General features: G+C 74.6%; 22 protein-coding genes. 9 read left to right on the top strand and 13 right to left on the bottom strand.

The features are described 5' to 3' along the window. Nucleotides 1-8: 8 nt before the first annotated feature. The gene (locus tag AB0B02_RS30185) at nucleotides 9-608 is read right to left on the bottom strand and encodes a TetR/AcrR family transcriptional regulator (RefSeq protein ID WP_281941487.1); all 600 of its coding nucleotides are present in this window, start codon (nucleotides 606-608) and stop codon (nucleotides 9-11) included. A 73-nt stretch (nucleotides 609-681) separates the two neighbouring features. Between AB0B02_RS30185 and AB0B02_RS30180 the strand changes: the two genes are divergently transcribed. Continuing rightward, nucleotides 682-1227, top strand: coding sequence for a hypothetical protein (locus tag AB0B02_RS30180; protein WP_281941489.1), 546 nt, complete (start codon nucleotides 682-684; stop codon nucleotides 1225-1227). 51 nt (nucleotides 1228-1278) lie between these two features. Here the strand turns inward: AB0B02_RS30180 and AB0B02_RS30175 are convergent, their stop codons facing one another. Then, nucleotides 1279-2049 carry an NAD-dependent protein deacylase gene (locus tag AB0B02_RS30175; RefSeq protein ID WP_357306145.1) on the bottom strand — a complete coding sequence of 257 codons (771 nt, stop codon included), beginning with the start codon at nucleotides 2047-2049 and terminating at the stop codon, nucleotides 1279-1281. Further along, nucleotides 2046-2333, bottom strand: coding sequence for a DUF1905 domain-containing protein (locus AB0B02_RS30170; RefSeq protein ID WP_357306142.1), 288 nt, complete (start codon nucleotides 2331-2333; stop codon nucleotides 2046-2048). Before AB0B02_RS30170 ends, AB0B02_RS30175 begins: the two co-directional genes overlap by 4 nt. A 119-nt stretch (nucleotides 2334-2452) precedes the next feature. Here AB0B02_RS30170 and AB0B02_RS30165 point away from each other — a divergent pair, with 119 nt between their 5' ends. Beyond that, complete coding sequence (locus AB0B02_RS30165; protein WP_281941495.1) at nucleotides 2453-3742, top strand: histidine kinase; 1290 nt, start codon at nucleotides 2453-2455, stop codon at nucleotides 3740-3742. Beyond that, nucleotides 3730-4389 carry a response regulator transcription factor gene (locus AB0B02_RS30160; protein ID WP_357306139.1) on the top strand — a complete coding sequence of 220 codons (660 nt, stop codon included), beginning with the start codon at nucleotides 3730-3732 and terminating at the stop codon, nucleotides 4387-4389. Before AB0B02_RS30165 ends, AB0B02_RS30160 begins: the two co-directional genes overlap by 13 nt. A gap of 4 nt (nucleotides 4390-4393) precedes the next feature. Here AB0B02_RS30160 and AB0B02_RS30155 read toward each other — a convergent pair whose 3' ends face one another. After that, a complete protein-coding gene (locus AB0B02_RS30155) occupies nucleotides 4394-6022 on the bottom strand; it encodes an ABC-F family ATP-binding cassette domain-containing protein (RefSeq protein ID WP_357306136.1) in 1629 nt (542 codons plus the stop codon). A 218-nt stretch (nucleotides 6023-6240) separates the two neighbouring features. Beyond that, on the bottom strand, nucleotides 6241-6546 hold the full coding sequence (locus AB0B02_RS30150) for a DUF1330 domain-containing protein (protein WP_281941503.1): 306 nt from the start codon (nucleotides 6544-6546) through the stop codon (nucleotides 6241-6243). Nucleotides 6547-6667: 121 nt separating this feature from the next. Here AB0B02_RS30150 and AB0B02_RS30145 point away from each other — a divergent pair, with 121 nt between their 5' ends. After that, entirely contained in the window at nucleotides 6668-7000 is a 333-nt protein-coding gene (locus AB0B02_RS30145; protein WP_107158076.1) for a putative quinol monooxygenase, read from the top strand. Between the two features lie 54 nt (nucleotides 7001-7054). Here AB0B02_RS30145 and AB0B02_RS30140 read toward each other — a convergent pair whose 3' ends face one another. Further along, the gene (locus AB0B02_RS30140) at nucleotides 7055-7900 is read right to left on the bottom strand and encodes a S1 family peptidase (protein ID WP_281941506.1); all 846 of its coding nucleotides are present in this window, start codon (nucleotides 7898-7900) and stop codon (nucleotides 7055-7057) included. Nucleotides 7901-8311: 411 nt separating this feature from the next. Here AB0B02_RS30140 and AB0B02_RS30135 point away from each other — a divergent pair, with 411 nt between their 5' ends. Further along, the gene (locus AB0B02_RS30135) at nucleotides 8312-9754 is read left to right on the top strand and encodes an endo-1,4-beta-xylanase (RefSeq protein ID WP_357306131.1); all 1443 of its coding nucleotides are present in this window, start codon (nucleotides 8312-8314) and stop codon (nucleotides 9752-9754) included. Nucleotides 9755-9860: 106 nt separating this feature from the next. Here the strand turns inward: AB0B02_RS30135 and AB0B02_RS30130 are convergent, their stop codons facing one another. Beyond that, nucleotides 9861-11435 (bottom strand): Na+/H+ antiporter, encoded by a 1575-nt coding sequence (locus AB0B02_RS30130; protein ID WP_281941509.1) that lies wholly within the window; start codon nucleotides 11433-11435, stop codon nucleotides 9861-9863. Between the two features lie 76 nt (nucleotides 11436-11511). Continuing rightward, nucleotides 11512-12132, bottom strand: coding sequence for an L-threonylcarbamoyladenylate synthase (locus AB0B02_RS30125; RefSeq protein WP_357306128.1), 621 nt, complete (start codon nucleotides 12130-12132; stop codon nucleotides 11512-11514). 96 nt (nucleotides 12133-12228) lie between these two features. Between AB0B02_RS30125 and AB0B02_RS30120 the strand changes: the two genes are divergently transcribed. Then, the gene (locus AB0B02_RS30120) at nucleotides 12229-12492 is read left to right on the top strand and encodes a hypothetical protein (RefSeq protein WP_357306125.1); all 264 of its coding nucleotides are present in this window, start codon (nucleotides 12229-12231) and stop codon (nucleotides 12490-12492) included. A gap of 235 nt (nucleotides 12493-12727) precedes the next feature. Beyond that, nucleotides 12728-15733 (top strand): glycosyl hydrolase, encoded by a 3006-nt coding sequence (locus AB0B02_RS30115; protein ID WP_357306122.1) that lies wholly within the window; start codon nucleotides 12728-12730, stop codon nucleotides 15731-15733. 46 nt (nucleotides 15734-15779) lie between these two features. Here the strand turns inward: AB0B02_RS30115 and AB0B02_RS30110 are convergent, their stop codons facing one another. Genes AB0B02_RS30110 through AB0B02_RS30095 form a run of 4 tightly spaced genes read right to left on the bottom strand, consistent with a single transcriptional unit; the run spans nucleotide 15780 to nucleotide 20795 of the window. Further along, nucleotides 15780-16160 carry a VOC family protein gene (locus AB0B02_RS30110; protein ID WP_281941517.1) on the bottom strand — a complete coding sequence of 127 codons (381 nt, stop codon included), beginning with the start codon at nucleotides 16158-16160 and terminating at the stop codon, nucleotides 15780-15782. Between the two features lie 9 nt (nucleotides 16161-16169). Beyond that, entirely contained in the window at nucleotides 16170-18998 is a 2829-nt protein-coding gene (locus tag AB0B02_RS30105) for an FAD-binding and (Fe-S)-binding domain-containing protein (RefSeq protein WP_357306118.1), read from the bottom strand. 2 nt (nucleotides 18999-19000) lie between these two features. Then, nucleotides 19001-19834 carry a nucleotidyltransferase domain-containing protein gene (locus AB0B02_RS30100; RefSeq protein WP_357306115.1) on the bottom strand — a complete coding sequence of 278 codons (834 nt, stop codon included), beginning with the start codon at nucleotides 19832-19834 and terminating at the stop codon, nucleotides 19001-19003. Between the two features lie 43 nt (nucleotides 19835-19877). Further along, a complete protein-coding gene (locus AB0B02_RS30095; RefSeq protein WP_281941524.1) occupies nucleotides 19878-20795 on the bottom strand; it encodes a diacylglycerol kinase family protein in 918 nt (305 codons plus the stop codon). A 431-nt stretch (nucleotides 20796-21226) separates the two neighbouring features. Between AB0B02_RS30095 and AB0B02_RS30090 the strand changes: the two genes are divergently transcribed. After that, a complete protein-coding gene (locus AB0B02_RS30090) occupies nucleotides 21227-23290 on the top strand; it encodes a M4 family metallopeptidase (protein WP_281941526.1) in 2064 nt (687 codons plus the stop codon). Nucleotides 23291-23492: 202 nt separating this feature from the next. Here the strand turns inward: AB0B02_RS30090 and AB0B02_RS30085 are convergent, their stop codons facing one another. Beyond that, a complete protein-coding gene (locus AB0B02_RS30085; RefSeq protein WP_281941528.1) occupies nucleotides 23493-23942 on the bottom strand; it encodes a YbaB/EbfC family nucleoid-associated protein in 450 nt (149 codons plus the stop codon). Nucleotides 23943-24150: 208 nt separating this feature from the next. Here AB0B02_RS30085 and AB0B02_RS30080 point away from each other — a divergent pair, with 208 nt between their 5' ends. After that, the gene (locus tag AB0B02_RS30080; protein WP_357306110.1) at nucleotides 24151-25713 is read left to right on the top strand and encodes an LLM class flavin-dependent oxidoreductase; all 1563 of its coding nucleotides are present in this window, start codon (nucleotides 24151-24153) and stop codon (nucleotides 25711-25713) included. Nucleotides 25714-25814 lie beyond the last annotated feature (101 nt).

Raw genomic sequence — 25814 nt, 5'->3', positions numbered from 1 at the left:
GTGCGACCCTATCCGCCGACGCCGGTGTCCGACCCCTCGGCGAGCTGGTCGAGGTGCGCGGCGAGCAGGTCGCGGATCCGGGCCGGCGGCATCCGGTCGGGATGCAGCAACGCGTGCAGCGTGAGGCCGTCGAGCAGGGCGTGCAGCCGGGCGGTGGCGGCCTCGTCGGCCGGTTCCGCGCCGGTGAGCAGCGCGACGGCGAGTTCGGCGGCCCGGCGTACGCCGTCGTCGGCCTCGGTCATCCGCTCGCGGGCGGCGGGGTCGACAGGAACCCGGGCGGCGAGCAGCAGCCACACCTCGGCCTCCCGCGCCCGTTGCCGGTCCAGCGGGAGCAGCTCCTCGAGCATCCGTTGGACGACCTGCCGGGTGGTGCCGGTGCGGTCCCCGGCGGTGAACCGCTCGGTCGCCTCGGCCATCACATGTTCCATGGCGAAGACCAGCAGCTCGGTCTGGGTCGCGAAGTAGTGCCGCAGCGCGCTGGGCGACCAGCCGGCCTCGGCGGCGATGCTGCGCACCGTGGCGGCGCCGACGCCGTCGCGGTAGACGACCCGCCACATCGCCTCGGCCAGCTCGGCGCGGCGGGCGTCATGGTCGACGATCTTGGGCACGGCCCCTCCGGCGGCGGGTGGACGACTGTTGCTACGGTTGTTGTCGCACAGCGTACTAAAACCTGGAGGCCACATGCTCATCGGAGTGATCATCGCCTGTGAGGTGGCGTTCTGGCTGTTCCTGGTCGCCGGGCTGGTCGCCCGCTACCCGCTGCGGCGGCCCCGCCTGGGCGCCGCGCTGCTGCTCGCGGTGCCCGCCGTCGACCTCGTGCTGCTGGCCGCCACGATGATCGACCTGCGTGGCGGGGGCACCGCCACGTTCGCGCACGGCCTCGCCGCCGCCTACCTGGGCTTCTCCGTCGCCTTCGGGCACAGCATGGTGCGCTGGGCCGACGAGCGGTTCGCCCACCGGTTCGCCGGCGGGCCGCCGCCGCGCCGGGCCCCCCGCCACGGCTGGGCCCGGGCCCGGCACGAGTGGCGGGAGTGGGGCAAGGGCATGCTCGGCTGGGCGGTCGCCTGCGCCGTGCTGCTCGGCGGCGTCGCGCTGGTCGGCGACGCCGAGCGGACCGGTGAGCTGTGGGCCTGGGCCGGTCGGCTCACCCTGGCCATGGCGGCCTGGCTGGTGTTCTGGCCGGTCGCCTACACCGTGTTCCCCAAGCGGGCGCCCCGCGACGTCTGACGCTCACCCCTTACGGCCGGTGGTCGCGATGCCCTCGACGAACCACCATTCTCAGCCGGCGGACGCGTCGGGCCAGGCGGCCCGGACCAGCGCCGGCAGCACCTCGCCGGCCGGCCCCCGCAGGTTGACCGCGCAGACCGCGTCCAGCGGCGTCGGCACCGGGTTGACCTGCACCACCGGCGCGCCGAGGCGGGCCGCCACCAGCGGGATCTCCGCGGCGGGGTGGACCAGGGCCGAGGTGCCGACGGTGAGCAGCAGGTCGCAGCGGGACGCCGCCTCGACCGCCGCCGCCAACGCCGCCTCGGGCAGCGCCTCACCGAACCACACCACGCCGGGCCGGACCGGTGCGGCGCAGTGGGCACAGGCCGGCGGGTCGAGCGGCCCGGCCGGCTCCCCCGCGGCGTCGGGCAGCGGCGCCGGCCGGGCGCACCCGGAGCAGCGGGGCGCGAACAGGCTGCCGTGCAGGCGGACCGGGGCGACGGCGCCGCCCCGCTCGTGCAGGTCGTCGACGTTCTGCGTGACCACCACGGTGTCCGGCAGCCGGGCCTGGATCGCGGCCACCGCCCGGTGCCCCGGGTTCGGCGCGGCACGGCGCACCCCGTGCCGCCGGCCCTCGTACCAGCCCCAGACCAGGGCCGGGTCGGCGTGGAACGCGGCCGGGGTGGCCAACTGCGCCGGGTCGAAGCGCTGCCAGAGGCCGACCTGCGCGTCCCGGAACGTCGGCACGCCGCTCTCGGCCGACATGCCGGCACCGGTGAACACCACCGGCCGGGTCGCGGCGGCCAGCAGCCGGGCCGCCGCGGCGAGGTCGCCGGCGCTCACCCGTCCACCGTCAACCGGACGCCCACCCGGTCGCCCAGCTCGATCCGTTCCGCGCGGCGCACCGCCACCTTGAGCGGCAGCACGTAGCGGCCGTCCTTGGGCCACAGCGACGTCCGCCAGTCGGTGGCGCCGATCCGGACGCCGACCGGGACCATGCCCCAGCCGTAGCTGACCGAGGCGGCAGCGGTCGCCAACGCCGCGCACTGCTCGTCGGGCACGGTGACGAAGTGGTAGGGCGCCGGGCCGCGCCAGAACCACACCTCGCCGCTGAACGCCAGCTCCATCCGCTCAGGATAGGGACGGGGTACGACGTGCCCGGCCCGGCGGGGTGGGGCCAGCCCCACCCGACAACCGGGGTCTGGAGGGCTGGGCCGGCCGGCCGCCGCCTGGCTAGCGTCAGCCCATGACCGTGGACCGACCGTCGTACCTGGCCGGGGCGTTGCGCCGGCGCCGATACCTGCGCTCCGCCTGGCCGTGGCGGGCCCTGGCGTACGCCGTGACCACCCTGCCGGTCGCCGGCGTGCTGGCGGTGGCGGCGGGCGTGCTCGCCGCGCCGCTGCTGCTGGTGGTGAGCGCGCTGCGGCAGGGCCGGCCGGTCGACGTCCCGGTCCTGGTCGTGCTCACCCTGGTGTCGCTGGCCGGGCTCGCCGTCGCCCCGCTGGTCGGCGCGCCGGTGGCGGCGGTCGAGCGGTGGCGGCTCGGCCTGGTCGACCGCCGGCCGGTACGCGCGCCGGGGCGGCGTGGCCCGGCCGCCCGCTGGACCGGCGCCGCCGCCTGGCGGGAGGTCGCGTACGCCGGCTGGCTGGGCACCGTGGTGCCGGTGGCGTACGGCACGTTCGCGCTGCTGGTGCTGCTCGACGCGGCGCTCGTCGCCGGCCCGTGGCTGGCCGGCGGCGAGGACCGGATCGTGCTGGTCTGGGCCACCGTCGACTCCCCGGCCGGGGCGGTCCCGTACGCGGTCGCCGGTGTGCTCGCCGTGCCGGCCCTGGGCTACCTCGCCGGCCTGCTGGTCGCGGGGCAGGCGGCGGTGGCCCGGTGGCTGCTCGACGACGCGCCCGACGCCACCGCGCTGCGCGAGGTGACCCGGTCCCGGGCCCGACTGATGGGCGCGTACGAGGCGGAACGCCGCCGCATCGAGCGGGACGTGCACGACGGCGCGCAGCCGCGGCTGACCAGCCTCACGCTCCAGCTCGGGCTGGCCCGCCTCGACGTGCCGGACGACTCGCCGGCGGCACGACCGCTGGACCTGGCGCACGAGCAGGCCAAGGAGCTGATGGTGACGCTGCGCGGCATCGTGCAGGGCCTCCGCCCGCCGCAGCTCACCGAACTGGGGCTGGCCGGCGCGGTCGGCGACCTGGCGGCCCGCTCGACGGTCCCGGTCACCGTACGCGCGGAGCTGCCCCGCCCGGTGCCGGAGCTGGTCGAGACCACCGCCTGGTACGTGGTCTCCGAGGCGTTGGGCAACGTGGCCCGGCACGCCCACGCGACGCGCGCCGTGGTGCGGTTGACCCGGACCGGCCACCTCCTGGTGGTGGAGGTCGAGGACGACGGCCGGGGCGGCGCCGACCCGGCGCGAGGCACCGGCCTGACCGGGCTCGCCGACCGGGTGGCCGCGGTGGACGGCAGGTTGCTGCTGGCCAGCCCGGCGGGCGGGCCTACCCTCGTGCGGGTGGAGCTGCCGTGCCGTCCGTGATCCGGGTCGTCCTCGCCGAGGACGAGGTCCTGCTCCGGGAGGGTCTGGTCGGCCTGCTGACCCGGTTCGGGTTCGCGGTGGCCGCCGCGGTCGGTTCCGCACCGGCGCTGCTCGACGCCGTCCGCACGCACCGGCCCGAGTTGCTGGTGACCGACATCCGGATGCCGCCGGAGCACCGGGACGACGGCCTGCGCGCGGCGGTCACGCTGCGCGCGGAGCGGCCGGATCTCGCGGTGGTGGTGCTGAGCCAGCACGTGCAGAGCGGGTACGCGGCGGCGCTGCTGGACAGCGGCGACGGCCGGCGGGTCGGCTACCTGCTCAAGGACCGGGTGGCCGACGTCGCCGAGTTCGCCGACACGTTGCGCCGGGTGGCCGCCGGCGGCACCGCGGTCGACCCGGAGGTGGTGCGGCACCTGCTGCGCCGCCCCCGCGACCCGCTCGACGCGCTCTCCCGGCGCGAGCGGGAGGTGCTGGGGCTGGTCGCGGAGGGGCACTCCAACGGCGCGATCGCGGCCCGGCTGCACGTGACCGAGGCGGCGGTCGGCAAGCACGTCGGCAACATCCTGGCCAAGCTGGACCTGCCGCCGGACCAGGACACCCACCGCCGGGTGCTGGCCGTGCTCGCCTACCTGCGCGCCGAAGGTTGACGGGCTACCGCTCCGGGCCGCCGGTCTCGGTCAGGGCGCCGTCGGCCAGCCGCAGCCACCGGTCCACCCCCAGGTCGGCCAGGAACCGCGGGTCGTGGCTGACCACCAGCAGCGCTCCCCGGTAGCCGCCGAGCGCGCCCGCCAACTGGGCCACGCTGTCCAGGTCGAGGTTGTTGGTGGGCTCGTCGAGCAGCAGCAACTGCGGCGCCGGCTCGGCGTTCAGCACGCAGGCCAGGGTGGCGCGCAGCAACTCGCCGCCGGAGAGCACGCGGACCGGCAGGTGCACCCGGTCGCCCCGGAACAGGAACCGGGCCAGCAGGTTCATCCGCTCGGCGTCGGCGAGCCCGGGTGCGAAGGCGGCCAGGTTCTCCGCGACGGTACGCGCCGGGTCGAGCAGGTCCAGCCGCTGCGACAGGTACGCCACCCGCCCCTCGACCCGGGTGGCGGTCCCGGCGGTCGGCTGCTGGTCACCGCTGACCAGGCGCAGCAGTGTGGACTTGCCGGTGCCGTTCGCGCCGGTGAGCGCGATCCGTTCCGGCCCCCGGACGGTCAGGTCGATGCCGTCGAACACCTGACGGCCGGCGTACTCGGCGCACAGCCGCTCGCCGTGGAAGACGGTCCGGCCGGCCGGCACGGCGGTGTCGGGCAGGTCGATCACGATCTTGTCGTCCTGGCGGGCGGCCCGGCTGGCCTGGTCCAGCCGGTGCTGCGCGTCGCCGAGGCGGGCGGCGTGCGTCTCGGCGGCCCGGCCGGCGGAGACCTGGGCGTCCCGCTTCAGGCCACCGGCGACGATCCGGGCCAGCCCGGCGTCGGGCAGGTTACGGGCGGCCGTGGCGGCGCGGCGGGCGGCGCGTTCCCGGGCCTGCTGGAGTTCGCGCTTCTGCCGCTTGAGGTCCTGCTCGGCGCCGCGGACCTGCCGCTGAACCACCTCGCGCTCGGCGCGCACGGCCTGCTCGTACGCGGTGAAGTCGCCGCCGTACCAGCGGAGCTCGTCGGGGGCCAACGCGGCGATGCGGTCCATCTCGTCCAGCAGCGCCCGGTCGTGGCTGGCCACCAGCAGGCAGCCGGTCCAGCCGCGCAGCACCGCCGTCAACCGCTCGCGGGCCGCCTCGTCGAGGTTGTTCGTCGGCTCGTCGAGCAGCAGCACGTCCGGCCGCCGCAGCAGTTGCCCGACCAGCCCCAGGGAGATCACCTGACCGCCGCTGAGCGTGCCCAGCCGGCGGTCCAGGGCCAGCCCGCCGAGGCCGAGGCGGTCCAGCTCGGCGTGGGTGCGCTCCTCGACGTCCCAGTCGTCGCCGACGGCGGTGAAGTGTTCCTCGCGGGCGTCGCCGGCCTCGATGGCGTGCAGCGCGGCGACGGCCCGGTCGACGCCGAGGACCTGGGCGACGGTCTGGTCGACGGCGAACGGCAGGTGCTGGGGCAGGTAGCCGAGCACGCCCCGGACGGTGACCGCGCCGGCCGTCGGGCGCAGCTCGCCGGCGATCAGCCGCAGCAGGGTGGTCTTGCCGCTGCCGTTGGGCGCCACCAGGCCGGTACGGCCGCCGGGCACGGAGAAGGTCAGGTCGGTGAGGACCGGTGTGTCGTCCGGCCAGGAGAAGGAGAGCGCGGAGCTGACGACGTAGGCGTCGGACATGATCAACCTCAGGAGGGAGAGCCGCGGGCGCGGTGCGCCGGCGTGGACAGGGGACGACGAAGGGGGCCGCGGCGACGGCGCGGGATGCGCGCGTCGGCGGCCGTCCGGGGCTCTCACCCGGAGATGTCGTCGTCACCTGCCATGACCACTCCGATCCTCGACGGACCGGTAAACCCTAGCTCACCGAGGGGCCGCCCGGGGCCCGCCGGTGGCGTCGGTCAGGCCGGCCAGGCGTGGCCGATCCCGTCGAGCAGCAGGACCACCCCGCCGGTGGCCGCCTCCCGGTCCCGGGAGATCGCCTGGTACTCCGGCGAGGCGGACCAGCGCTCGAAGTCCTCCCGGCTGTCGAAGGACATGAGCACCACCTTGTCGTGCGGCCAGTCGCCCTCCACCACGCGGGGGGCGGTGTCGGCGGCGAGCAGCCGGCCGCCGTGCCGGGCCAGCACCGGGAGGAAGGCGGCGACGTAGCGGTCGTAGCGCGCCCGGTCGTGGACGGTGAGCTGCGCGAGGGCGTAGACGGTCACCGGGTCAGGCTACCGATCGGTAGACGCGCCCGATGCCCTCCGCGTTCACCGACCGGCGGCGGGCGAGCTGCTGGGGCCGGTGACCAGGGATCGGGGCGCCCGGCCTGGGTAGCCTGGACCCATGATCTTCATCACCGCCAAGTTCCGGGTCCGGCCGTCCGACGCCGACCGCTGGCCGCGGATCGCGGCCGACTTCACCGAGGCGACCCGGGCCGAGCCCGGCTGTCTGTGGTTCGACTGGTCCCGCAGCCTGGCCGACCCCACCGAGTACGTGCTGGTCGAGGCGTTCCGCGACGACGAGGCCGGCGCCGCGCACGTGCAGTCGGCACACTTCCGCGAGGCCCAGCGCACGCTGCCGCCGCACCTGGTCGAGACGCCACGGGTCGTCAACGCGACCGTGCCGCAGCAGGACTGGTCGCGCCTCGGCGAGATGGCCGTGCCGGGCGACGACTGACCCGGGTGCCCGCCGGGCCGGGCGGTCGGTCCGCGCCCGCCCGGCCCGCGCCGGTCACGGGATGCTGAGGCCGTACGCCGCGAGGATCTCCAGGATCGGCTGGTAGTAGCTGGTGCCGCCACTCGTGCAGTTGCCGCTGCCGCCGGAGAGGATCCCGAGCACCGTGCCGGTCGCCGCCACGTAGAGCGGGCCGCCGCTGTCCCCCGGCTCGGCGCAGATGTTCGTGCGGATCAGCCCGGTGACGCTGCCCTCGGCGTAGTTGACTGTCGCGTTCAGTCCGGTGACCGAGCCGCAGCGGACGCCGGTGGTGGCGCCGCTGCGGCAGACCGCCTGCCCGACGTACGCGTTGCCGGCGGCGGAGATGGTCACCTGGCCCGGGTAGGTGTACACGGCACTGGGATGGGTGACCGTGCCGGTGTAGCGGACCACGCCGTAGTCGTTGCCGGGGAAGCTGCTGCCGGTCCGGCTGCCCAGCACCGTGGTGCGGGCGCTGTCGGCGTACCAGGTCGCGCCGAGCGTGGTGCAGTGTCCGGCGGTGACGAAGTACCAGGCGCTGCTGCTGCGGACGTTCACGCCGAGCGAGCAGCGCCCGCCGCCGCTGTAGATCGCCTGGCCGCCGGCGATGAGCGGGCGCAGCCGGCCGGGCTCGTGCCGCAGCACCGCGCCGGATCGGGTGGCGGCGCGGCGCACCGCGGCCAGCGCGGCCCCGCGTACCGTGTCGTCGACGGTGACGGTCAGGCGGCCGGTGGCCGGGTCGTGGCCCCAGGCGGTGCCGACGGTGCGCGCCTCGGCGAGCGTCGACGGCGCCGGTGGCGGCGTCGTCGCGGCGGCACGGGCGGCGGCCGGGGTGGCGGCCAGCAGGGCGGTGAGGACGAGGACGACGAGCGACGGTCGGCGCATCCGGAGGATCCTTCCATCGGTGGAAGTCGATTCCGTTCAGCATCGACCCCGGCCCGCCGGTGTTCAAGCGCCGGCCGCCGTCCGGTGCCGGACAGCGGCGCGACCGGGTCGCCTCGGCATGCCCGGCGCCGAAACTTCCGGAGCCGGCACGCCGATCGGGCCGACCGCCCGAGCCGCATCTTCACGCGCTCGGCCGCCGGCTGCGCCGGGCAAACTCGGGTATCGACGGCGTTAAGTTTTCGGAATGATTCCGGTAGGCTCTCCGGCCAGGGATCTGCTTCGATCGACCCACGGTGGCGGGGAGTCACTCCCCATCCCGCGCGGCCTCCGGGCGGCCGCGCACGAGCCGACACCGTGACGGGCGGTGGTCGGGGCGACCTCCCATTCGCCCAAGCTAGGAAAGGCTTTCACATGGACAAGGTGCTCGCCCGCGACAGCGGAAGCGCGGCAGCCCGGTCGCGTCCGCGTGCCGCGGTGGTGTCGATCGTGGCCGGAGCCGCGGCCGTGGCCGCGACGATCGCGGTGGCGACAAGCGCCAGCGCCGGCACGACGCTCGGCGCGTCGGCGGCGGAACAGGGCCGCTACTTCGGCACCGCGGTGGCCGCGTTCAAGCTGTCCGACAGCACGTACGTCGGCATCCTGAACCGCGAGTTCAACATGGTCACGCCGGAGAACGAGATGAAGTGGGACGCCACCGAGCCGTCCCAGAACCAGTTCAACTACAGCAGCGCCGACCGGATCGTGGCGCACGCCCAGGCCAACGGCATGCGGGTGCGCGGGCACGCGCTGGCCTGGCACTCGCAGCAGCCGGGCTGGGCGCAGAACCTGTCCGGCACCGCGCTGCGCAACGCCATGGTCAACCACATCACCCAGGTCGCCACGCACTACAAGGGCAAGATCTACGCCTGGGACGTGGTCAACGAGGCGTTCGACGACAGTAACGGCGGCCGGCGCGACTCCAACCTGCAACGCACCGGCAACGACTGGATCGAGGTCGCCTTCCGCACCGCCCGCGCCGCCGACCCGGGCGCCAAGCTCTGCTACAACGACTACAACACCGACAACTGGACCTGGGCCAAGACGCAGGGCGTCTACAACATGGTCAAGGACTTCAAGGCCCGCGGCGTGCCGATCGACTGCGTCGGCTTCCAGTCGCACTTCAACAGCGGCTCGCCCTACCCGGGCAACTACCGCACCACGCTGCAGAACTTCGCCGACCTCGGCGTCGACGTGCAGATCACCGAGCTGGACATCGAGGGCTCCGGCAGCACCCAGGCCACCACGTACGGCAACGTGGTCAAGGACTGCCTGGCCGTGGCGCGCTGCAACGGCATCACGGTCTGGGGCATCCGCGACAGCGACTCGTGGCGGGCCAGCGGCACGCCGCTGCTGTTCGACGGCAACGGCAACAAGAAGGCGGCGTACACGTCGGTGCTCAACGCGCTGAACGCCGGTGGCACGACGCCGCCGACCAGCACCCCGCCGACCACGACGCCGCCGACGAGCACGCCGCCCACCACCACGCCGCCCACGTCGGAGCCGCCGTCGACGCCCCCGCCGGCCGGCGCCTGCACCGCGACGCTGACCACCAACCAGTGGCAGGGCGGCTTCGTCACCACCGTGCGGGTCACCGCCGGGGGCAGCCCGCTCAACGGATGGTCGGTGTCGGTGACGCTGCCCTCCGGCTCGTCGGTCACCAACGCGTGGAGCGCGCAGGCCAGCGGCTCCAGCGGCGCGGTGACGTTCCGCAACGTCGACTACAACCGCCAGGTCGGCGCCGGCGGCAGCACCGAGTTCGGGTTCCAGGGGACGGGCACCGCCCCCGCGGGCACCGCGAGCTGCACCGCCGGCTGATCCCTCTCCCCCTGTTCCACGGAAGGAGTGGCTGTCCGGGCCCGGACAGCCACTCCTTCCGTGAATCGAGCGGGGGCGGGGGCGGGGCTGGCGATCGACGCGCCGTTCAGTCCTCCAGCTCGGGGCCGAGCAGGCGCAGCTCCTCGATGTCGGTGGCCGCCTGGAGTTCCCGCAGCACCGCCTCGTCGATCTGGTTGGTGTTGCGCAGCCGGGTCACCTCCCGACGCTTGCGGTCCAGCATCTCCAACTGGAGTCGCCGGGCCAGCTCCCGCTCCCGGTCCGTCGCCTCGTCGCGCGGGTTGCGGACGTCGTCCAGGTGGTCCTGGTAACCGGCGCGGAGCCGCTCCACGGTGCCCGGCGCGACGCCCAGCTCCGCGGCGGTTCCCGGTAGCGCCTCCAGCACCGCCTCGGTGGCCCGGATCCGGGCCACCCGTATCTCGTCCGCGCGCTCCCGGTCGCCGGTCAGGCCGGCCCAGCCCACGACCGCGGGCAGCGTGGTGCCCTGCACCACCATGATCAGCACGATCACCACCACGGTGACGAAGATGATCAGGTCACGTTCGTGCACCGGCGTGCCGGCGTGCGTGGTCACCGGCACGGCCAGCGCCGCGGCGAGCGAGACCGCGCCCCGGAACCCGGCCCAGCCCGCCGCGGTACGCATCCGGGCGTCGAAGTGGCGCGACCGCCGCGACTCCCGCCGGTCCACGCGTTGCAACGCCGAGACCGACAGGTGCACCCAGGCCAGTCGGGTGACCACGACGACCAGCGCCACCAGCACCGCGATGCCGAACGACGCCACCGGCGGGTGGCTGGTGATGCTGCGCAGCGAACGCGGCACCTGCATGCCGAGCAGCACGAACAGGCTGCCGTTGATCATGAAGGTGGAGAGGTCCCAGAACGCGTACGCGGTGACCCGGGAGCGGGCCCGGATCACCCGGGGGCCCGCCCACGACAGCAGCAGGCCGGAGACGACCACCGCGAGCACGCCGCTGGCGTGCACCGCGTCGGCGAGCAGGAACGCGACGAACGGGGTCATGATGCTCAGCCCGCCCTCGCGCATCGCGTCGTCGACGTGTTTGCGGATCAGCACGACCAGCCCGCCGACGAGCAGCCCGGCGGCCACCCCACCCAGCGACTTGCCGACGAACTGCCCGGTCAGCGAGAGCGCCCCGGGCACCTTCCCGCCCGCGATCACGCCCACCGCCACCGCGAACAGCACCAGCGCCGTACCGTCGTTGACCAGGCTCTCCGCGCGCAGCGTGGTGAGGATGCCCCGCGGCATCCGCTTGGCCAGGCCGGCGACGGCGGCGGCGTCGGTGGGCGCCAGGACCGCGCCGAGCACCCAGGCGGCGGCCGGTTCCACCCCGAGGGCCCGGGTGACGTACGCGACCGCGACCATCGTGATGATCACCAGCGCGACGGCCAGCAGCACGATCACCGCGAGGTTGGCCCGGATCTCCCGGAGGCTGATCACCAGGCTCTCCCGGTAGAGGATCGCCGGCAGGAACAGCACCAGCACCACCTCGGGTTCGAGGACCACGTTCTCGAACGGGGGCAGCAGGCCGAGCAGCGCGCCCATGGCGATCAGCAGCACCGGCGGCGCGACGCTGTACCGGCCGCCGATGGTGGTACCGACGAGCACGGTGGCGCCGAGCACGCCGATCAGCACCAGTGCGTCCACGCCGTACCCCCGTCACCGTCCGCCGGAACCACCGTGCCGCACCTCGTGGGCCCGGTGCGGCGGAACGGACCGATCGCTACTCGAAGCGGGACGGGTCGCCGGCGCCCCGGCGCAGGATCTCCGGCTCCGGGCCGGACAGGTCGACCACGGTGGTCGGTTCGAGCCCGCAGTCCCCGGCGTCGACCACGGCCTCGACCAGGTGGTCGAGGCGTTCCTTGATCTCCCAGCCCTGGGTCATCGGCTCCGCCTCACCGGGCAGCAGCAGGGTGCTGGAGAGCAGCGGCTCGCCCAGCTCGGCGAGCAGCGCCTGGGTGACGGTGTGCTTCGGCACCCGCGCGCCGACCACCCGCCGGCGCGGGTCCTGCAACCGGCGCGGCACCTCCGAGGTCGCCGGCAGCAGGAACGTGTAACTGCCCGGGATCACGGACTTGACCTGCCGGAAGACCGCGTTGCTGAGTTTGACGAACTGACCGAGCTGGGCGAAGTCGCGGCACACCAGCGTGAACGGGTGCCGCTCGTCGAGCCGCCGGATCTCCCGGATCCGCTCCACGCCGGCCCGGTTGCCGAGCCGGCAGCCGAGCGCGTAGCAGGAGTCGGTCGGGTAGACGATCACGCCGTCGGACCGGAGCAGGTCCACCACCTGCCGGATCACCCGGGGCTGGGGGTTGTCCGGATGCAGGTCGTAGTACCGCGCCACGCCGGCCAGCCTATGCCCCGTCCCGATCATCCGCAGGTTTGCCGGGGGCCGGTTCCGGAAACAGGTGGGGGCCGTTCACCACAGGGGGGATCGACCATGTCCGAATCCAGCACCGCCCGCGCCGCCGCCCGTCCGGCGGAAGTGACCGACCCACTGCTGTGGGATCTGTCCGCCGCGGTGGCCGACGCGCACCAGCCGGACGAGGATCGGGCGTGCGCCAGCCCGAGCTGCGCCGGCGCGGCCTGGCCGTGCGCCGCCTGGGACACCGCACAGATGGGGCTGAGCGCCGCCTGCCCCGGGTCGTCCGCGACCGACGCGCCACCCACCACCACCCCGCAGCGCCTGGCCCCCGCCGCCTGACCCACCCGCCCCACCCAAATTCCCGGAAAGAGTGACTATCCGGGCCCGGATAGTCACTCTTTCCGGAAAAAAGGGGGCGCTCGTGGGGGTGTTGGTGGGGACGAGAGAGCGCTCTCTTGGGCAACAAAACATTGACGGACGCGTAACCGGAACCTAATCTCGCTTCTCAAGAGAGCGCTCTCTCAGCCGTCGGACCACCATCCGGACACCACCTTCTCCTCTGAAGGGGACCTCCATGACACTCCCCCTGCGGGACGTCTCCCCCGGCGCCGCACCGCCGCCGACCCCGCTCCCGTCCACTCCCCGGCGCCGCCGGGCCATCGCCCTCGCCGCCGCGTCCCTGCTGGCGGCCGGCCTGCTCGGCGTCGTGGTCGGCGGTGGCGGCACCGCCACCGCCGGCACCGTCGGCGCGGGCAGCTACACCGAGACGCTGCCGCCCGGGGCCGTGCTGCCCAGGGGCTGCGGCACGGTCAGCACCAATCCCCGCATCTTCGCCACCGCCGACGCGCCGGCCGGTGCGATTCCCACCAACGACTGGTGGTCCTCGCTGATCTGGAAGCGCAACAACTGCGGGACCAGTGAGAACCTCCAGGCCCACCCGCTGGCGTTCAAGGCCGAGAACAACGGGCTCGGGCTGTCCTACACCACCACACCGGCGATCAGCGGCACCGCGACCGGGGTCGGCGAGTACCACTACCCGTACACCGAGGACGTCCGCGTCGGGGTGGCCGGGCTGGCCGCGCCGGTGGTCAAGGCCGCCGGCTGGACCGACTGGACCGTCACCGCCGACTGGAGCGACGGCAACCGCAGCATGCGGGCCACCATCGGACACGGCCTGCCGTTCAGCTACTACACCGTCACCGGCGGCGGCGCCGCGCAGCTCACCGCCACCGCGACGCCGACCGTGTGGCGCAACTCCGGCGCCACCATCGGCTTCACCGTCAACGGCCACGACTACGTCGCGTACGGGCCGACCGGGTCGAGCTGGACCGTCAACGGTGCCGGCATCAGCTCCACGCTGGCCGGCAAGGGCTACTTCTCGGTGGCGGTGCTGCCCGGCGGCGCGGACAAGGCGGCCCTGGCCGACACCTACGGCCGGTACGCCCACGCGCACGTCACCGGCACCCGGATGAGCTACGCCTACGACCCGGCGACCGGCTCGGTGCGCACCACGTACGCGTTCACCACCACGCCCCGCGAGGGCACCGAGACGAAGACGGTGGTGGCGCTCTACCCGCACCAGTGGCGCAGCCTCACCGGCGCCACGCCGATCACCCCGACGTACGTCTCGCCCCGCGGCGCCATGCGGGTGCTCGCCGGCGTGCCGTCGTTCACCACCACCATGCGCTTCACCGGTGTGCTGCCCGAGGTGCCGGCCGTCGGCGACGCCGCCGGCGCGGACCTGAGCACGGTCACCAACTACCTCAACGCCGAGCTGGCCAACCCGGAGGGGATCAGCGGCAAGGACACCTACTGGGCCGGCAAGGGCCTCGGCCGGGCCGCCCGGATCGCCGAGATCGCCGACCAGCTCGGGATCACCACGGTCCGTGACGCGGCCGTGGCGGCCATGAAGACCCGGCTCACCAACTGGCTCACCGCCGGCTCCGGCGAGACCGGCCAGCTCTTCTACTACGACCGTAACTGGGGCACGCTGATCGGCTACCCCGCCTCGTACGGCTCCGACGAGGACCTCAACGACCACCACTTCCACTACGGCTACTTCGTCGCCGCGGCGGCCACGGTGGCCAAGTTCGACCCCGGCTGGGCCGACGACACCCGCTACGGCGGCATGGTCGACCTGCTCATCCGCGACGCCAACAACTACGACCGGGCCGACGGGCGCTTCCCGTACCTGCGGGACTTCGACATCTACGCCGGCCACGACTGGGCCTCCGGCCTGGCGCCGTTCTTCGCCGGCAACAACCAGGAGTCCTCCTCGGAGGGGATGAACTTCGCCAACGCCCTGATCCAGTGGGGACAGGCCACCGGCGACACCGCCGTCCGGGACGCCGGCGTCTACCTGTGGACCACGCAGTCGGCGGCCATCTCGGAATACTGGTTCGACGTGCACGACGAGAACTTCCCGGCCGGCTTCGGGCACAAGACCGTCGGCATGGTGTGGGGCGACGGCGGCGCGTACTCCACCTGGTTCTCCTCCGCGCCGGAGATGATCCAGGGCATCAACATGCTGCCGATCACCGGCGGCCACCTCTACCTGGGCGACCACCCCGAGTACGTCAAGGCCAACTACGCCGAGCTGCTCACCAACAAGAACGGCCCGCCGACGGTGTGGCAGGACATCATCTGGGAGTTCCTGGCGCTCGGCGACGGCGACGAGGCGTTGCGCAACTTCCGGGCCAACAGCACGTTCGCCAGCGAGGAGGGCGAGAGCAAGGCGCACACGTTCCACTGGATCCGCAACCTGGCCGCGCTCGGCAACGTGGACACCACGGTCACCGCGAACCACCCGCTGGCCAAGGTGTTCCGCAAGGGCACCGCACGCACCTACGTGGCGTCGAACATCACCGCCGCGCCGCTGACCGTCACGTTCTCCGACGGCACCCGGCTCACCGTGCCGGCCGGGAAGACCGCCACCTCCGGGGCGTACACCTGGAGCGGCGGCAACGCCACCGGCGGCGTGACCGTGCCGACCGGTCCCCCGCCGACCGGCACGCCGACGCCCACCCCGACCACCCCGACGCCCACCCCGACCACCGCCAGCCCGACGCCGACCAGCCCGAGCCCCAGCCCGAGCCCCTCGACGCCGACGCTGGAGCCGACCCGCTACCTGGCGGCCGGCGGCGGGCTGGACGGCACCGCCGGCCCGGCCGGCACGGTCACCGTCGTCGCCGCGAACGGCAACCACGACGGGACGCCGACCAGCCCGCGGGTCTTCACCGCCACCGGGCTGACCGGCACGTACACCGGCGGGGCCACCGCCTTCGACCTGGGCGTCGACGCCGGCATCGCGGTCGGCAACGGCGTCCAGGCCCGGGTCTCGTACGACCTGACCGGTGACGGCAGCTTCGACCGGGTGGAGACCTACCGGTACTTCGCCACCGACCCGATCGTCGGGTTCGAGCGCTACCGCCAGACCCAGGGCCTGGCCTCGGCCACCGGCGCGCTGGGCAACCTGGCCGGTGGCACGGTGAAGGTCGAGGTGTGGAACGCCATCGGCAACAACCCCACCACGGTCGGCACCGGCGACCGCTCGACGATCACCCTGCCCTACTCCAGGTGACCGAGGACCGGCGCCCCGACCCGTCGACGGGTCGGGGCGCCGGCCGTCACGGCCAGCGGCTGGCGGTGGCCTCGAACAGCTCCGGGTCGCTGGCCACCGGGATGACACAGACGAGGTGACCGCCGGGGGCGCGCAGCACGTGGCAGTCCTGCCAGCGGGAGACCGGGGTGGCGCCCAGCCCGCGCAGCCGCTCGACCTCGGCGGGCACGTCGTCGGTTTCGATGTCGAGGTGGTGCCGGGGCGTGTCGTCCACCGCCTGCACGGCGGTGACCAGGCCCGGCACCACGTCGGCCAGGCCGGTGAACTCGGGCTCCGACGGGTCGGTGCGCACCTCGGCGCCGAGCGCGGCGGACCAGAACGCGCTCACCTCCCCGGCCGACTCCTTCGGCGCGTCGATGATCAGGGCGTACAGGCGGGACCGGTGCATCGCCCGAGCCTAGACACGATCGCCGTGCCCGGCAGCCCCGCCGGATCCGACGGTGGCCTCGGCCAGCAGCTCCAGCAGGTGCCGGTACGGCTGCCCGGTGGCCCGCGTCAGGCCGATCTCGCAGGTGCGGTTCACCGAGGCGTACCCGTCGAACGGCCGGGCCGTGACGGCGGCGGCCTCGGCGCGGGTCGCCGACGCGGTCAGCTCCGGGTGCAGCAGACCCCGGTCGCCGGCGAAGCCGCAGCACTGCCAGCCCTCCGGGACCACCACCTCGTCGGCGACCGCCCGGGCCACCGCGAGCACCGCGTCGTCCAGGCCCAGCCGCACCGACGAGCAGGTCGGGTGCAGCGCCAGCGAGCCCAGCCGGTGGCGCACGGTCAGCCGCGGCAGCAGCGTGGTGGCCGTGAACTCCACCGCGTCGACCACGCGGAGCCCGCCGGCGTCGGCGAGCAGCCGGTCGAAGCCCTCGGTGCAGGAGGCGGCGTCGCTGACCACCGGCAGCGCGCCGTCCCGGCTGGCCGCCCGCAGCACCGCCGGCACCCGGTCCCGCACCGCCCGCCACCCGTCGGTGAGGCCCTTGGACGACCAGGGGGTGCCGCAGCACAGGTCGCCGACGCCATCCGGCACGAGCAGGCGTACGCCGGCCCGGTCGGCGAGGGTGCGCAGCGCGTCGGCCACGCCGGTCCCGCCCTCGGCGGGGGCGAACAGCGTGCCGAGGCAGGACGGGACGAAGACCGCGTCCGGCTCGTCGGCCGGGTGCGGCCGACGGGGCGTGCCGCCGCGCGGCAGGTCCCGCCGCCACTGCGGCACCCGCTCGGCGCCCAGCACGGCGCGGGCCGCCCGGGTGGCCGCCTCGGGCAGCGCCGGCGGTAGCGCGCCGGCCAGGTCCAGCCCACGGGCCATGCCCCGGGTGGTGGCGCCCCAGCGGCGGGCCGCGCCGCGCCAGCCGGCCCGCGTCGCCCGGCCCTGCTCCTCGGCGCGCAGTCGCTTGACCAGGTCACCGGTGTTGATCAGCACCGGGCAGGCGGTGGCGCACATGCCGTCCACGGCGCACGTCTGTACCGCGTCGTAGTCGTACGCGTCGGTCAGCTCCCGGGCCAGCGCGGCGTCGCCGGCGGCCTCGGCGGCGACGATCTCCCGGCGCAGCACGATGCGCTGCCGGGGCGTGGTGGTCAGGTCGCGGCTGGGGCAGACCGGCTCGCAGTAGCCGCACTCGACGCAGCGGTCCACCTCCTCCTCGACGGTCGGCACGGTCTTCAGGTGCCGCAGGTGCACCGTCGGGTCGTCGCTGAGCAGCACGCCCGGGTTGAGCACCCCGTGCGGGTCGCAGAGCGTCTTCAGCTCCCGCATCACGTCGTACAGCTCGTCGCCGAACTGTCGGCGCACGTACGGGGCCATCACCCGGCCGGTGCCGTGCTCGGCCTTGAGCGTGCCGCCGTGGCCGAGCACCAGGTCGACCAGTTCCTCGGTGAAGTCGGCGTAGCGGGCCGGGGCCGCGCCGTCGGCGAACCGCTCGTTGAGCATGAAGTGCAGGTTGCCGTCCTTGGCGTGCCCGAAGATCACGCTGTCGGCGTAGCGGTGGTGGCCGAACAGGTCGGCCAGCGCCGCGCAGGTGTCGGCGAGCGCCGCCACCGGCACCGCGATGTCCTCCAGCAACGCGGTGGTGCCGGACGGGCGGGCGCCGGCCACCGCCGCGTACAGCCCCTTGCGGATGTGCCACAGCGCGGCCCGGGCGGCGGGCTCGCCGCTGAGCCGGGCCGGGGTGGTCAGCGGCAGGTCGGCCAGCACCGGGCCGGCGGCGGCGACCCGGTCGGCCAGCGCGTCCGGCGCGGACTCCTGCCACTCCACCAGCAACGCGGCGTGCCCGCGCACGGTCAGGGCGCGCAGCGCATCGTCCGCCTTCGGGTCGCGCTGGGCCACCCGCAGCGCGGCGGCGTCGAGCAGTTCGACCGCCGCCGGCCCGGCGGCGACCAGCGCCGGCATGGCGGCCATCGCCGCGTTGAGGGTGTCGAAGACCAGCAGGCCGGTCGCGGCGTGCCGGTGCACGGGTACGGTGCGGAACGTCGCGGACGCGACGAACGCGAGCGTGCCCTCGCTGCCCACCACCAGCCGGGTGAGCAGGTCGGCCGCGTCGTCGTGGTCGAGGAACGCGTTGACGCCGTACCCCATGGTGTTCTTCATGGCGAACTGGGCGCGGACCCGGCGCACCGAGTCGGGGTTGCCGCGGACCCGGTCGCGCAGCCGTAGCAGGCCGGCGTGCAGCGCCGGCTCGGCGGCGCGCAACCGGGCGTCGGCGTCCGGGGCGCCGGTGTCCAGCACGGTGCCGCTGGGCAGCACCAGCACCAGCGACTCCAGCGTGCGGTAGGTGTTGGCCTCGGTGCCGCAGGTCATGCCGCTGGAGTTGTTGGCGACCACGCCGCCGACCGTGCAGGCGGACTCGCTGGCCGGGTCCGGGCCGAGCCGGCGGCCGTGCGGCGCGAGCCGCGCGTTGACCTGCCGCAGCACCACGCCCGGCTGCACCCGCACCCGCCGCCCGTCGTCGAGCACCGTCAGGTCGCGGAAGTGCCGGCGGACGTCGACGAGCAGCCGGTCGGTGACCGCCTGGCCGCTGAGGCTGGTGCCGCCGGAGCGGAACGTCAGCGGGGTGCCGGAGCGGCGGCTCTGCGTCAGCAGCGCGGCGACCTGGCCGGCGTCGGCCGGGGTGGCCACCGCGCCGGGGTGCAGCAGGTAGTGCGACGCGTCGTGGGCCAGCCGCAGCCGGTCCGCGGCCCGGGTGCTCACCCCGCCGGGCACCGCCGCCTCCAGCCCGGCCCGGACCGACGCGCTCAACTCTCCCATGATCACCAACCTCCCGACCCCACCCTAATCCCGTCCCCGGTCCGCCCCGGTCGGTCGGGCGGGTCGCCGCCGGCGGTGAGGCAGGACAGGACGCGGCGCTGGAACGCGCGGGCGGCCGGGCCGGCCGGGGGCGGGGCGCCGCGGCGGGCGGCGATCGACGCCCGGATCAACGCGGCGTCCGGGTCGGTGGCGGCCACCCGCAGGCCGGCGTCGACCTTGCCCAGCCAGACCCCGTCGCGGTGGCGCACCAGCGCGCGGCAGGCCCCGAGCACCGCGTCCTCGGCGCCCGGCGCCGGCCCGTCGCCGGGCGGCGTGGGCCGCGCCAGCCACCAGCGCAGCGCGTCCACCAGCAGCGCCCGTAGCGCCGCCGGGGACGGGTCGGCGAAGACGTCGGCGGCGGGTGCGCCGAGCAGGGCCAGGCCGGACTGGCGCAGGATGCTGCGGTCCAGCGCGTACCAGAACCGCCCGTCGGCGGCGGGCCGGTCGGCCGGGTCGAACGTGGCCCGGAACGCCATCGCGGCGCCGGTGTTCAGCTCCACCTCGAAGCCCGGCTCGGGCGTGCCGGAGGCGGCCACGTCCCGCCGGTAGACGACCAGCTCCAGGCCGCGCGCCGGGCAGGGCAGCGCCTCGTGCCGCAGCCGGTCCACCAGCGCCCGCTTCGCGGCGGCCGGGACCGGGCCGGCGACCAGCAACGCCACGTCCACGTCGCTCCGCCCCGGATGGTAGGCGCCCAACCCGACCGAACCGGCCGCGTACCCGCCGGTCAGGTCGTCGCCGAGCACGCCGCGGGCACGCTCGACCAGGTCGGTGAGGTAGTCGCGGACGTCGTCACGCATGCCGGCATCCTGCCCGGCGCGGTTGCCGGCGTCGACGGCCGGGTCAGTCCTCCGGCTCCGGGCAGCAGACCGTCAGCCCGCCCGGCACCACCTTGACCTTGAGCCGTTTCGCCGTCCCCCGCGCGCCGCCGTCCAGCTCGTACGTCTTCGGCGCGGCGAACCGTACGGTGATCTTCCGACCCCGGGTGATCCGCACGAACGGCGACTCGTCGGAGCGCCCGGCGGCCATCCGCCCCAGCGTGCGGGCCCAGTCCACGGCGCCGCTGGCGGTGGCGACGCCCACCTCGAGCGCGCCGTCGTCGGGCCGGGCGTCGTCGAAGGCCGGGATGCCGCCGGTGATGGTGCCGACGTTGCCGAACAGCACGCAGCTCGCCTCGCCGTCGAACCAGTCGGCGCCGTCCACCCGGACGCGGGTGCGCACGCACTCGCCGCGCACGTGCCGCAGCCCGGTCCAGACGTAGGCGACCCGGCCGAGCCGGCTCTTGAGCCGGCGGTCCGCGTCGCGGATCAGGTCGCCGTCGAACCCGGCCCCGGCCATCACCGCGAAGTGCTCCCCGTTGATCCGGCCGAGGTCCAGGCGGCGGCGCGGGCCGTGCAACGCGACCCGGACCGCCTCGGGCAGGTCGGCCGGGATGCCGAGGTTGACGGCGAAGAGGTTGGCGGTGCCGGCGGGCAGGATGCCCATCGGCACGTCGGTGCCGGCCAGCGCGTCGGCACACCGTTGCACCATGCCGTCGCCGCCCCAGACCAGCACCAGCTCCGCGCCCTCGTCGAGGGCCGCGCGGACCCGCTTCGGCGCCTTGCGGCTCTTCGGCACCTCGTACCAGAGCAGCCGGCCGACGCCGGCGCCGACGAGGCGGGCGCGCAGCTCGTCCAGGCCGCCGCCGAAGGTCTTCTTCCGGTGGGCCACGACCGCGATCACGCCCGTGCGGGTCGGGCGGTCGGTGGTGCTCGTTCTCATGGCGCCCTCGTACCCGGAGCGCGCCCGGCCCACGCCTGCCACCGTGACCGGCCCGGCCGCTCGTTCACGCTGAATCTATGTGCACAGGCTGCGTAGAGCGGCAATCCTCGCATCTCGGACCGACCATCGTCCACGGACGACAATGTTCACCCTGATCAGGGGCTATTGAAGATCATGGCTTCCTGAATTCGCGTCGACGGCCGACTGTCCGGCAGTTGTCGGTTGCCCCGGTCACCCATTGCTCCCGGCTCGCGCGCCGTGTGATTGTGCACCCAACGAGCCGCCGACCCCCGACGGCCCGGACGGTCGATCTGTCGACCCGGAGCCACGCCGGCAGCTCCGGTGACCGACCGTCACCCCGCCTCGCACCATCGCGCCGCCCGTCCCCACCGGGCTCCGTGCGGCGCGCCTAGGAACAGGAGCACACCCTCTTGAAGCTCTCACCCCGCCTCGCCGCGCTCACCGGCGCGGCCGCGGCCGGCGTGCTGGCCGCCGGCACCGCCGCGGCCGTGCAGGCCGCGCCCCCCGGGCCCGCCGCCCCGAACCCCGCCCAGGCCCGCGCGACAGCCGCCGACTCGGCCCGCGCGCTGGTCGCGAACCGTCCCGCCTACCTGCAGGCCGGCTCCGACGACGCGTTCGTGCAGAAGCCCGTCATCTCCTCCGAGGGCACCCAGTACGTGCCCTACGAGCGGACCTACCGGGGCCTGCCGGTGGTCGGCGGCGACTTCGTGCTCGCCACCGACGCCGCCGGCAACCTGAAGTACGCCTCGGTCGCCCAGCAGCGGCCGATCGGTGCGCTCGCCACCACCCCGAAGCTGACCTCGGCCGCCGCCGCGAAGACGGCGCGCGCCCAGCTCAAGACCGTCAGCGCGGTCGAGGGCACCACGCTCGTGGTCTACACGCTCGGCGCCAGCCCGACGCTGGCCTGGGAGACCACCGTGCGCGGCACCGGCGCGGACGGCGCCAGCCGGCTCACCGTGGACGTCGACGCCCGCACCGGCGCGGTGCTGCGCAAGCAGGAGCACATCGTCGCCGGCACCGGCACCGGCGCCTGGAACGGGCCCAGCCCGCTGACGCTGAACACCACCCAGTCGGGCAGCACGTACACCATGAAGGACCCGACCGTCACCAACCTCAGCTGCCAGGACGCCGCGAACAACACCACGTTCAGCGGCACCGACGACGCCTGGGGCAACGGCACCGGCACCAACAAGGAGACCGGCTGCGTCGACGCGCTGTTCTCCGCCCAGACCGAGCACAAGATGCTCAACCAGTGGCTGGGCCGCAACGGCGCCGACGGCAACGGCGGCTACTGGCCGATCCGGGTGGGCCTGAACGACCAGAACGCCTACTACGACGGCACCCAGGTCCAGATCGGCAAGAACACCGCCGGTCAGTGGATCGGCTCGCTCGACGTGGTGGCCCACGAGATCGGCCACGGCATCGACGACCACACCCCCGGTGGCATCTCCGGCGGCGGCACCCAGGAGTTCGTGGCGGACACGTTCGGCGCGGCCACCGAGTGGTTCGCCAACGAGCCGTCCAGCTACGACGCACCGGACTTCCTGGTCGGCGAGAAGATCAACCTGGTCGGCTCCGGCCCGATCCGGAACATGTACAACCCGGGGGCGCTCGGCGACCCGAACTGCTACTCCAGCAGCGTCCCCGGTGGCGAGGTGCACGCCTCCGCCGGGCCGGGCAACCACTGGTTCTACCTGCTGGCCAACGGCAACAGCCCGACCAACGGGCAGCCGTCCAGCTCGACCTGCAACGGCGGCAGCGTGACCGGCCTGGGCATCCAGAAGGCCATCAAGATCATGTACAACGCGATGCTGCTGAAGACCTCGTCCTCGTCGTACCTGAAGTACCGCACCTGGACGCTCCAGGCGGCGAAGAACCTCTACCCGAGCGGCTGCACCGAGTTCAACACCGTCAAGGCGGCCTGGGACGCGGTCAGCGTGCCGGCGCAGTCGGGTGACCCGACCTGCTCCGGCGGCGGCACCCCGACGCCCACGCCGACCACCTCCACCCCGCCGTCGGGCGGCTGCTCCGGCAACAAGCTGGCCAACCCCGGCTTCGAGTCGGGCAACGTGAACTGGACCGCCTCGTCCGGCGTCATCACCACCGACAGCGGCCAGGCCGCGCACGGCGGCTCGTACAAGGCGTGGCTCGACGGCTACGGCTCCTCGCACACCGACACGCTCAGCCAGTCGGTCAGCATCCCGGCCGGCTGCCGGGCCACGCTGAGCTTCTGGCTGCACGTCGACAGCGCGGAGTCCACCACGAGCACCGCGTACGACAAGCTGACCGTCAAGGCCGGCAGCACCACGCTGGCGACCTACTCCAACCTGAACAAGGCCACCGGCTACGTGCAGCGGTCCTTCGACATCTCGTCGCTGGCCGGCACCACCGCCACCATCTCGTTCAGCGGCGTGGAGGACGCCTCCCTCCAGACGTCCTTCGTCGTCGACGACACCGCGGTCAACCTGAGCTGACCGCAGCGCGAGCGGCCGGTCGTCATCCTCGGAGACGGCCGGCCGCTCCGTCGTCTCCGGTGACCGGCTGCCGCCGGTCAGGCCGGACGGACGGGCGGACGGGCGGATGGGCGGCGCGGGGCGCTGAGCGCCGATCAGACCGGACGGACGAGCGGCACGGGTCAGGCCGGACGGACGGGCGGGGCGGGGCGCTGACCGCCGATCAGACCGGGCGTGCGGCGCGGGACGCGGCGGCGCGGTCGCGGCGGATCCGCGCGGCCACCTCGTGCATCGTCGCGCTGAACAGCTCCGCCTGGTCGGGCAGCCCGCCGAGCCGGGCGGCGAGCGCGTCGGCGTCCGCCCGGGCCGAGGCGCTGACCTGAGCGTCCAACTCGGCGAGCGCGGCGTTGACGGCGGCGACGACGTGCCCGCAGAGCGCCTCCAGCGGTTCCCCGGCCAGCTCCGGGTCGACCGCGACGGAATCCAGCCGGCCACCCTGGACGGCGACCGCGCGGACCCGCCCGCCGGCCGCGACGCCCTCGGCCCGCAGCAGGTCGCCCGGCTCGCCGTCGGCGTGCACGGTGGCCCGGGACCGCATCGCGGCCAACGCCTGCTGCGTGCGGGTCAGCAGCTCGTCGAGGCTCGCGGCGGCCGAGAACGCATCGTTGGTCATATCCGCGCTTTCTTCACGTCTTAGCCAAGCACCCGTGACCATAGCAACCGGCGGCGACGGAACCCGGTCACCGGCCACCCCGGCCGGTCACCGGCGCCCCGAGCAGCACGGACGCCGACGGCCCGGCGTGTCGCGGGACGGCGGACGCCGGGCGGGCCGCGGCGTTACCGTGGGCGGGACCGGACAAGATCGCGCGAGGAGCGGGTGGATGACCGACCACGGACCCGAGCTGGCCTTCGGCAGCTTCCTCACGCCGGCCGCCGGGCAACCCGAGCAGGTGGTGGCGCTCGCCACGCTCTGCGAGCGGGCCGGGCTGGACCTGGTCACGTTCCAGGACCATCCCTACCTGCCGGCCTTCCTGGACACCTGGACGCTGATGTCGTACGTGGCCGCCGCCACCGACCGGATCCGCCTGGCCGGCAACGTGCTCAACCTGCCGCTGCGCCAACCGGTGGTGCTGGCGCGCAGCGTCGCCAGCCTGGACCTGCTCACCGGCGGCCGGGTCGAACTGGGGCTCGGCGCGGGCGCGTTCTGGGACGGGATCGAGGCGGCCGGCGGGCGGCGGCTCTCCCCCGGCGCGGCGGTCGACGCGCTCGACGAGGCGATCCGGGTCATCCGCGCGGTGTGGGACGCCGACCGGCGCGACATGATCCGCCTGCCCGGCGAGCACTACCGGGTGGTCGGGGCGAAACGCGGGCCGGCCCCGGCGCATCCGGTGGGCATCTGGGTGGGCGCGTACAAGCCGCGGATGCTGCGGCTGGTCGGGCGCGCCGCGGACGGCTGGCTGCCGTCGCTGTCGTACCTGCCGAACGGGCCGGACGACCTGCCGGCGCTCAACGCGCTTGTCGACGACGGCGCGCGGGCCGCCGGCCGGGACCCGGGCGCGATCCGCCGGATGCTCAACGTCAACGGCACGTTCGCCCGCTCGTCCACCGGCTTCCTCGCCGGGCCGCCGGAGCAGTGGGTGGAGGAGCTGGCCGGGCTCACGCTGGCGCACGGCATCACCACGTTCATCCTCGCCGGTGACGAGCCACGCGCCATCCAACTCTTCGCGCAGGAGGTGGCGCCGGCGGTGCGGGAGCTGGTCGCCGCCGAGCGCACCACGCCCGGCAGCGGCGCCCGGGCCGTCGCCGGGGAGCAGGCCACGACCGGCGGTCCGACCGCGCTCGCGGTCACCCCCACCCCCGACCCCGGGGTACGCCTGAGCGCGCGCCGCCCCTGGGACGAGTCGACCCGGCCGACCGCCCCGCCGGCGCCGGCCGGTCAGGTCTACCCGGCCGGCGGGCAGGCGGCCGGACAGCACCTGGTGGACGTGCACGACCACCTGCGCCGGGAGCTGGCCCAGGTGCGCGACCTGCTCGACCAGGTCAGGCGCGGCGCGGTCTCGCCCGGTGGGGCGCGGGCCGCGCTGAACGAGATGACCATGCGGCAGAACAACTGGACGCTGGGCGCCTACTGCGCGGCCTACTGCACCGTGGTGACCCAGCACCACGGGCTGGAGGACGCCTCCATCTTCCCGCACCTGCGCCGGGCCGACGGCGGGCTGGCGCCGGTGCTGGACCGCCTGACGGAGGAACACGTGGTGATCCACGACGTGGTGGAGAGCGTGGACCGGGCGCTGGTGGAACTGATCCGCTCCCCCGGCGACTTCACCGAACTCCAGGACGCGGTGGACCTGCTCACCGACACGCTGCTGTCGCACCTGTCGTACGAGGAGCACCAGATCGTCGAGCCGCTGGCCCGCTACGGCTTCTTCCCCGGCCAGCTGTGAAAGGAGGGGCCCCGGAAAAATCAACCGCAGGGAGACGGGGGGCCCCGGCGGCGCGGTCGGGGGGGGGGCGCGGCGCGTGGGCGCGGGGGCGCCGAGGGGCG

Origin of the sequence: Micromonospora sp. NPDC049240 (assembly GCF_040647835.1) — a bacterium.
Taxonomy (GTDB): domain Bacteria; phylum Actinomycetota; class Actinomycetes; order Mycobacteriales; family Micromonosporaceae; genus Micromonospora.
The sequence above is the reverse complement of the archived record's forward strand: the minus strand, read 5'-3'. Positions and strand labels throughout refer to the sequence as shown.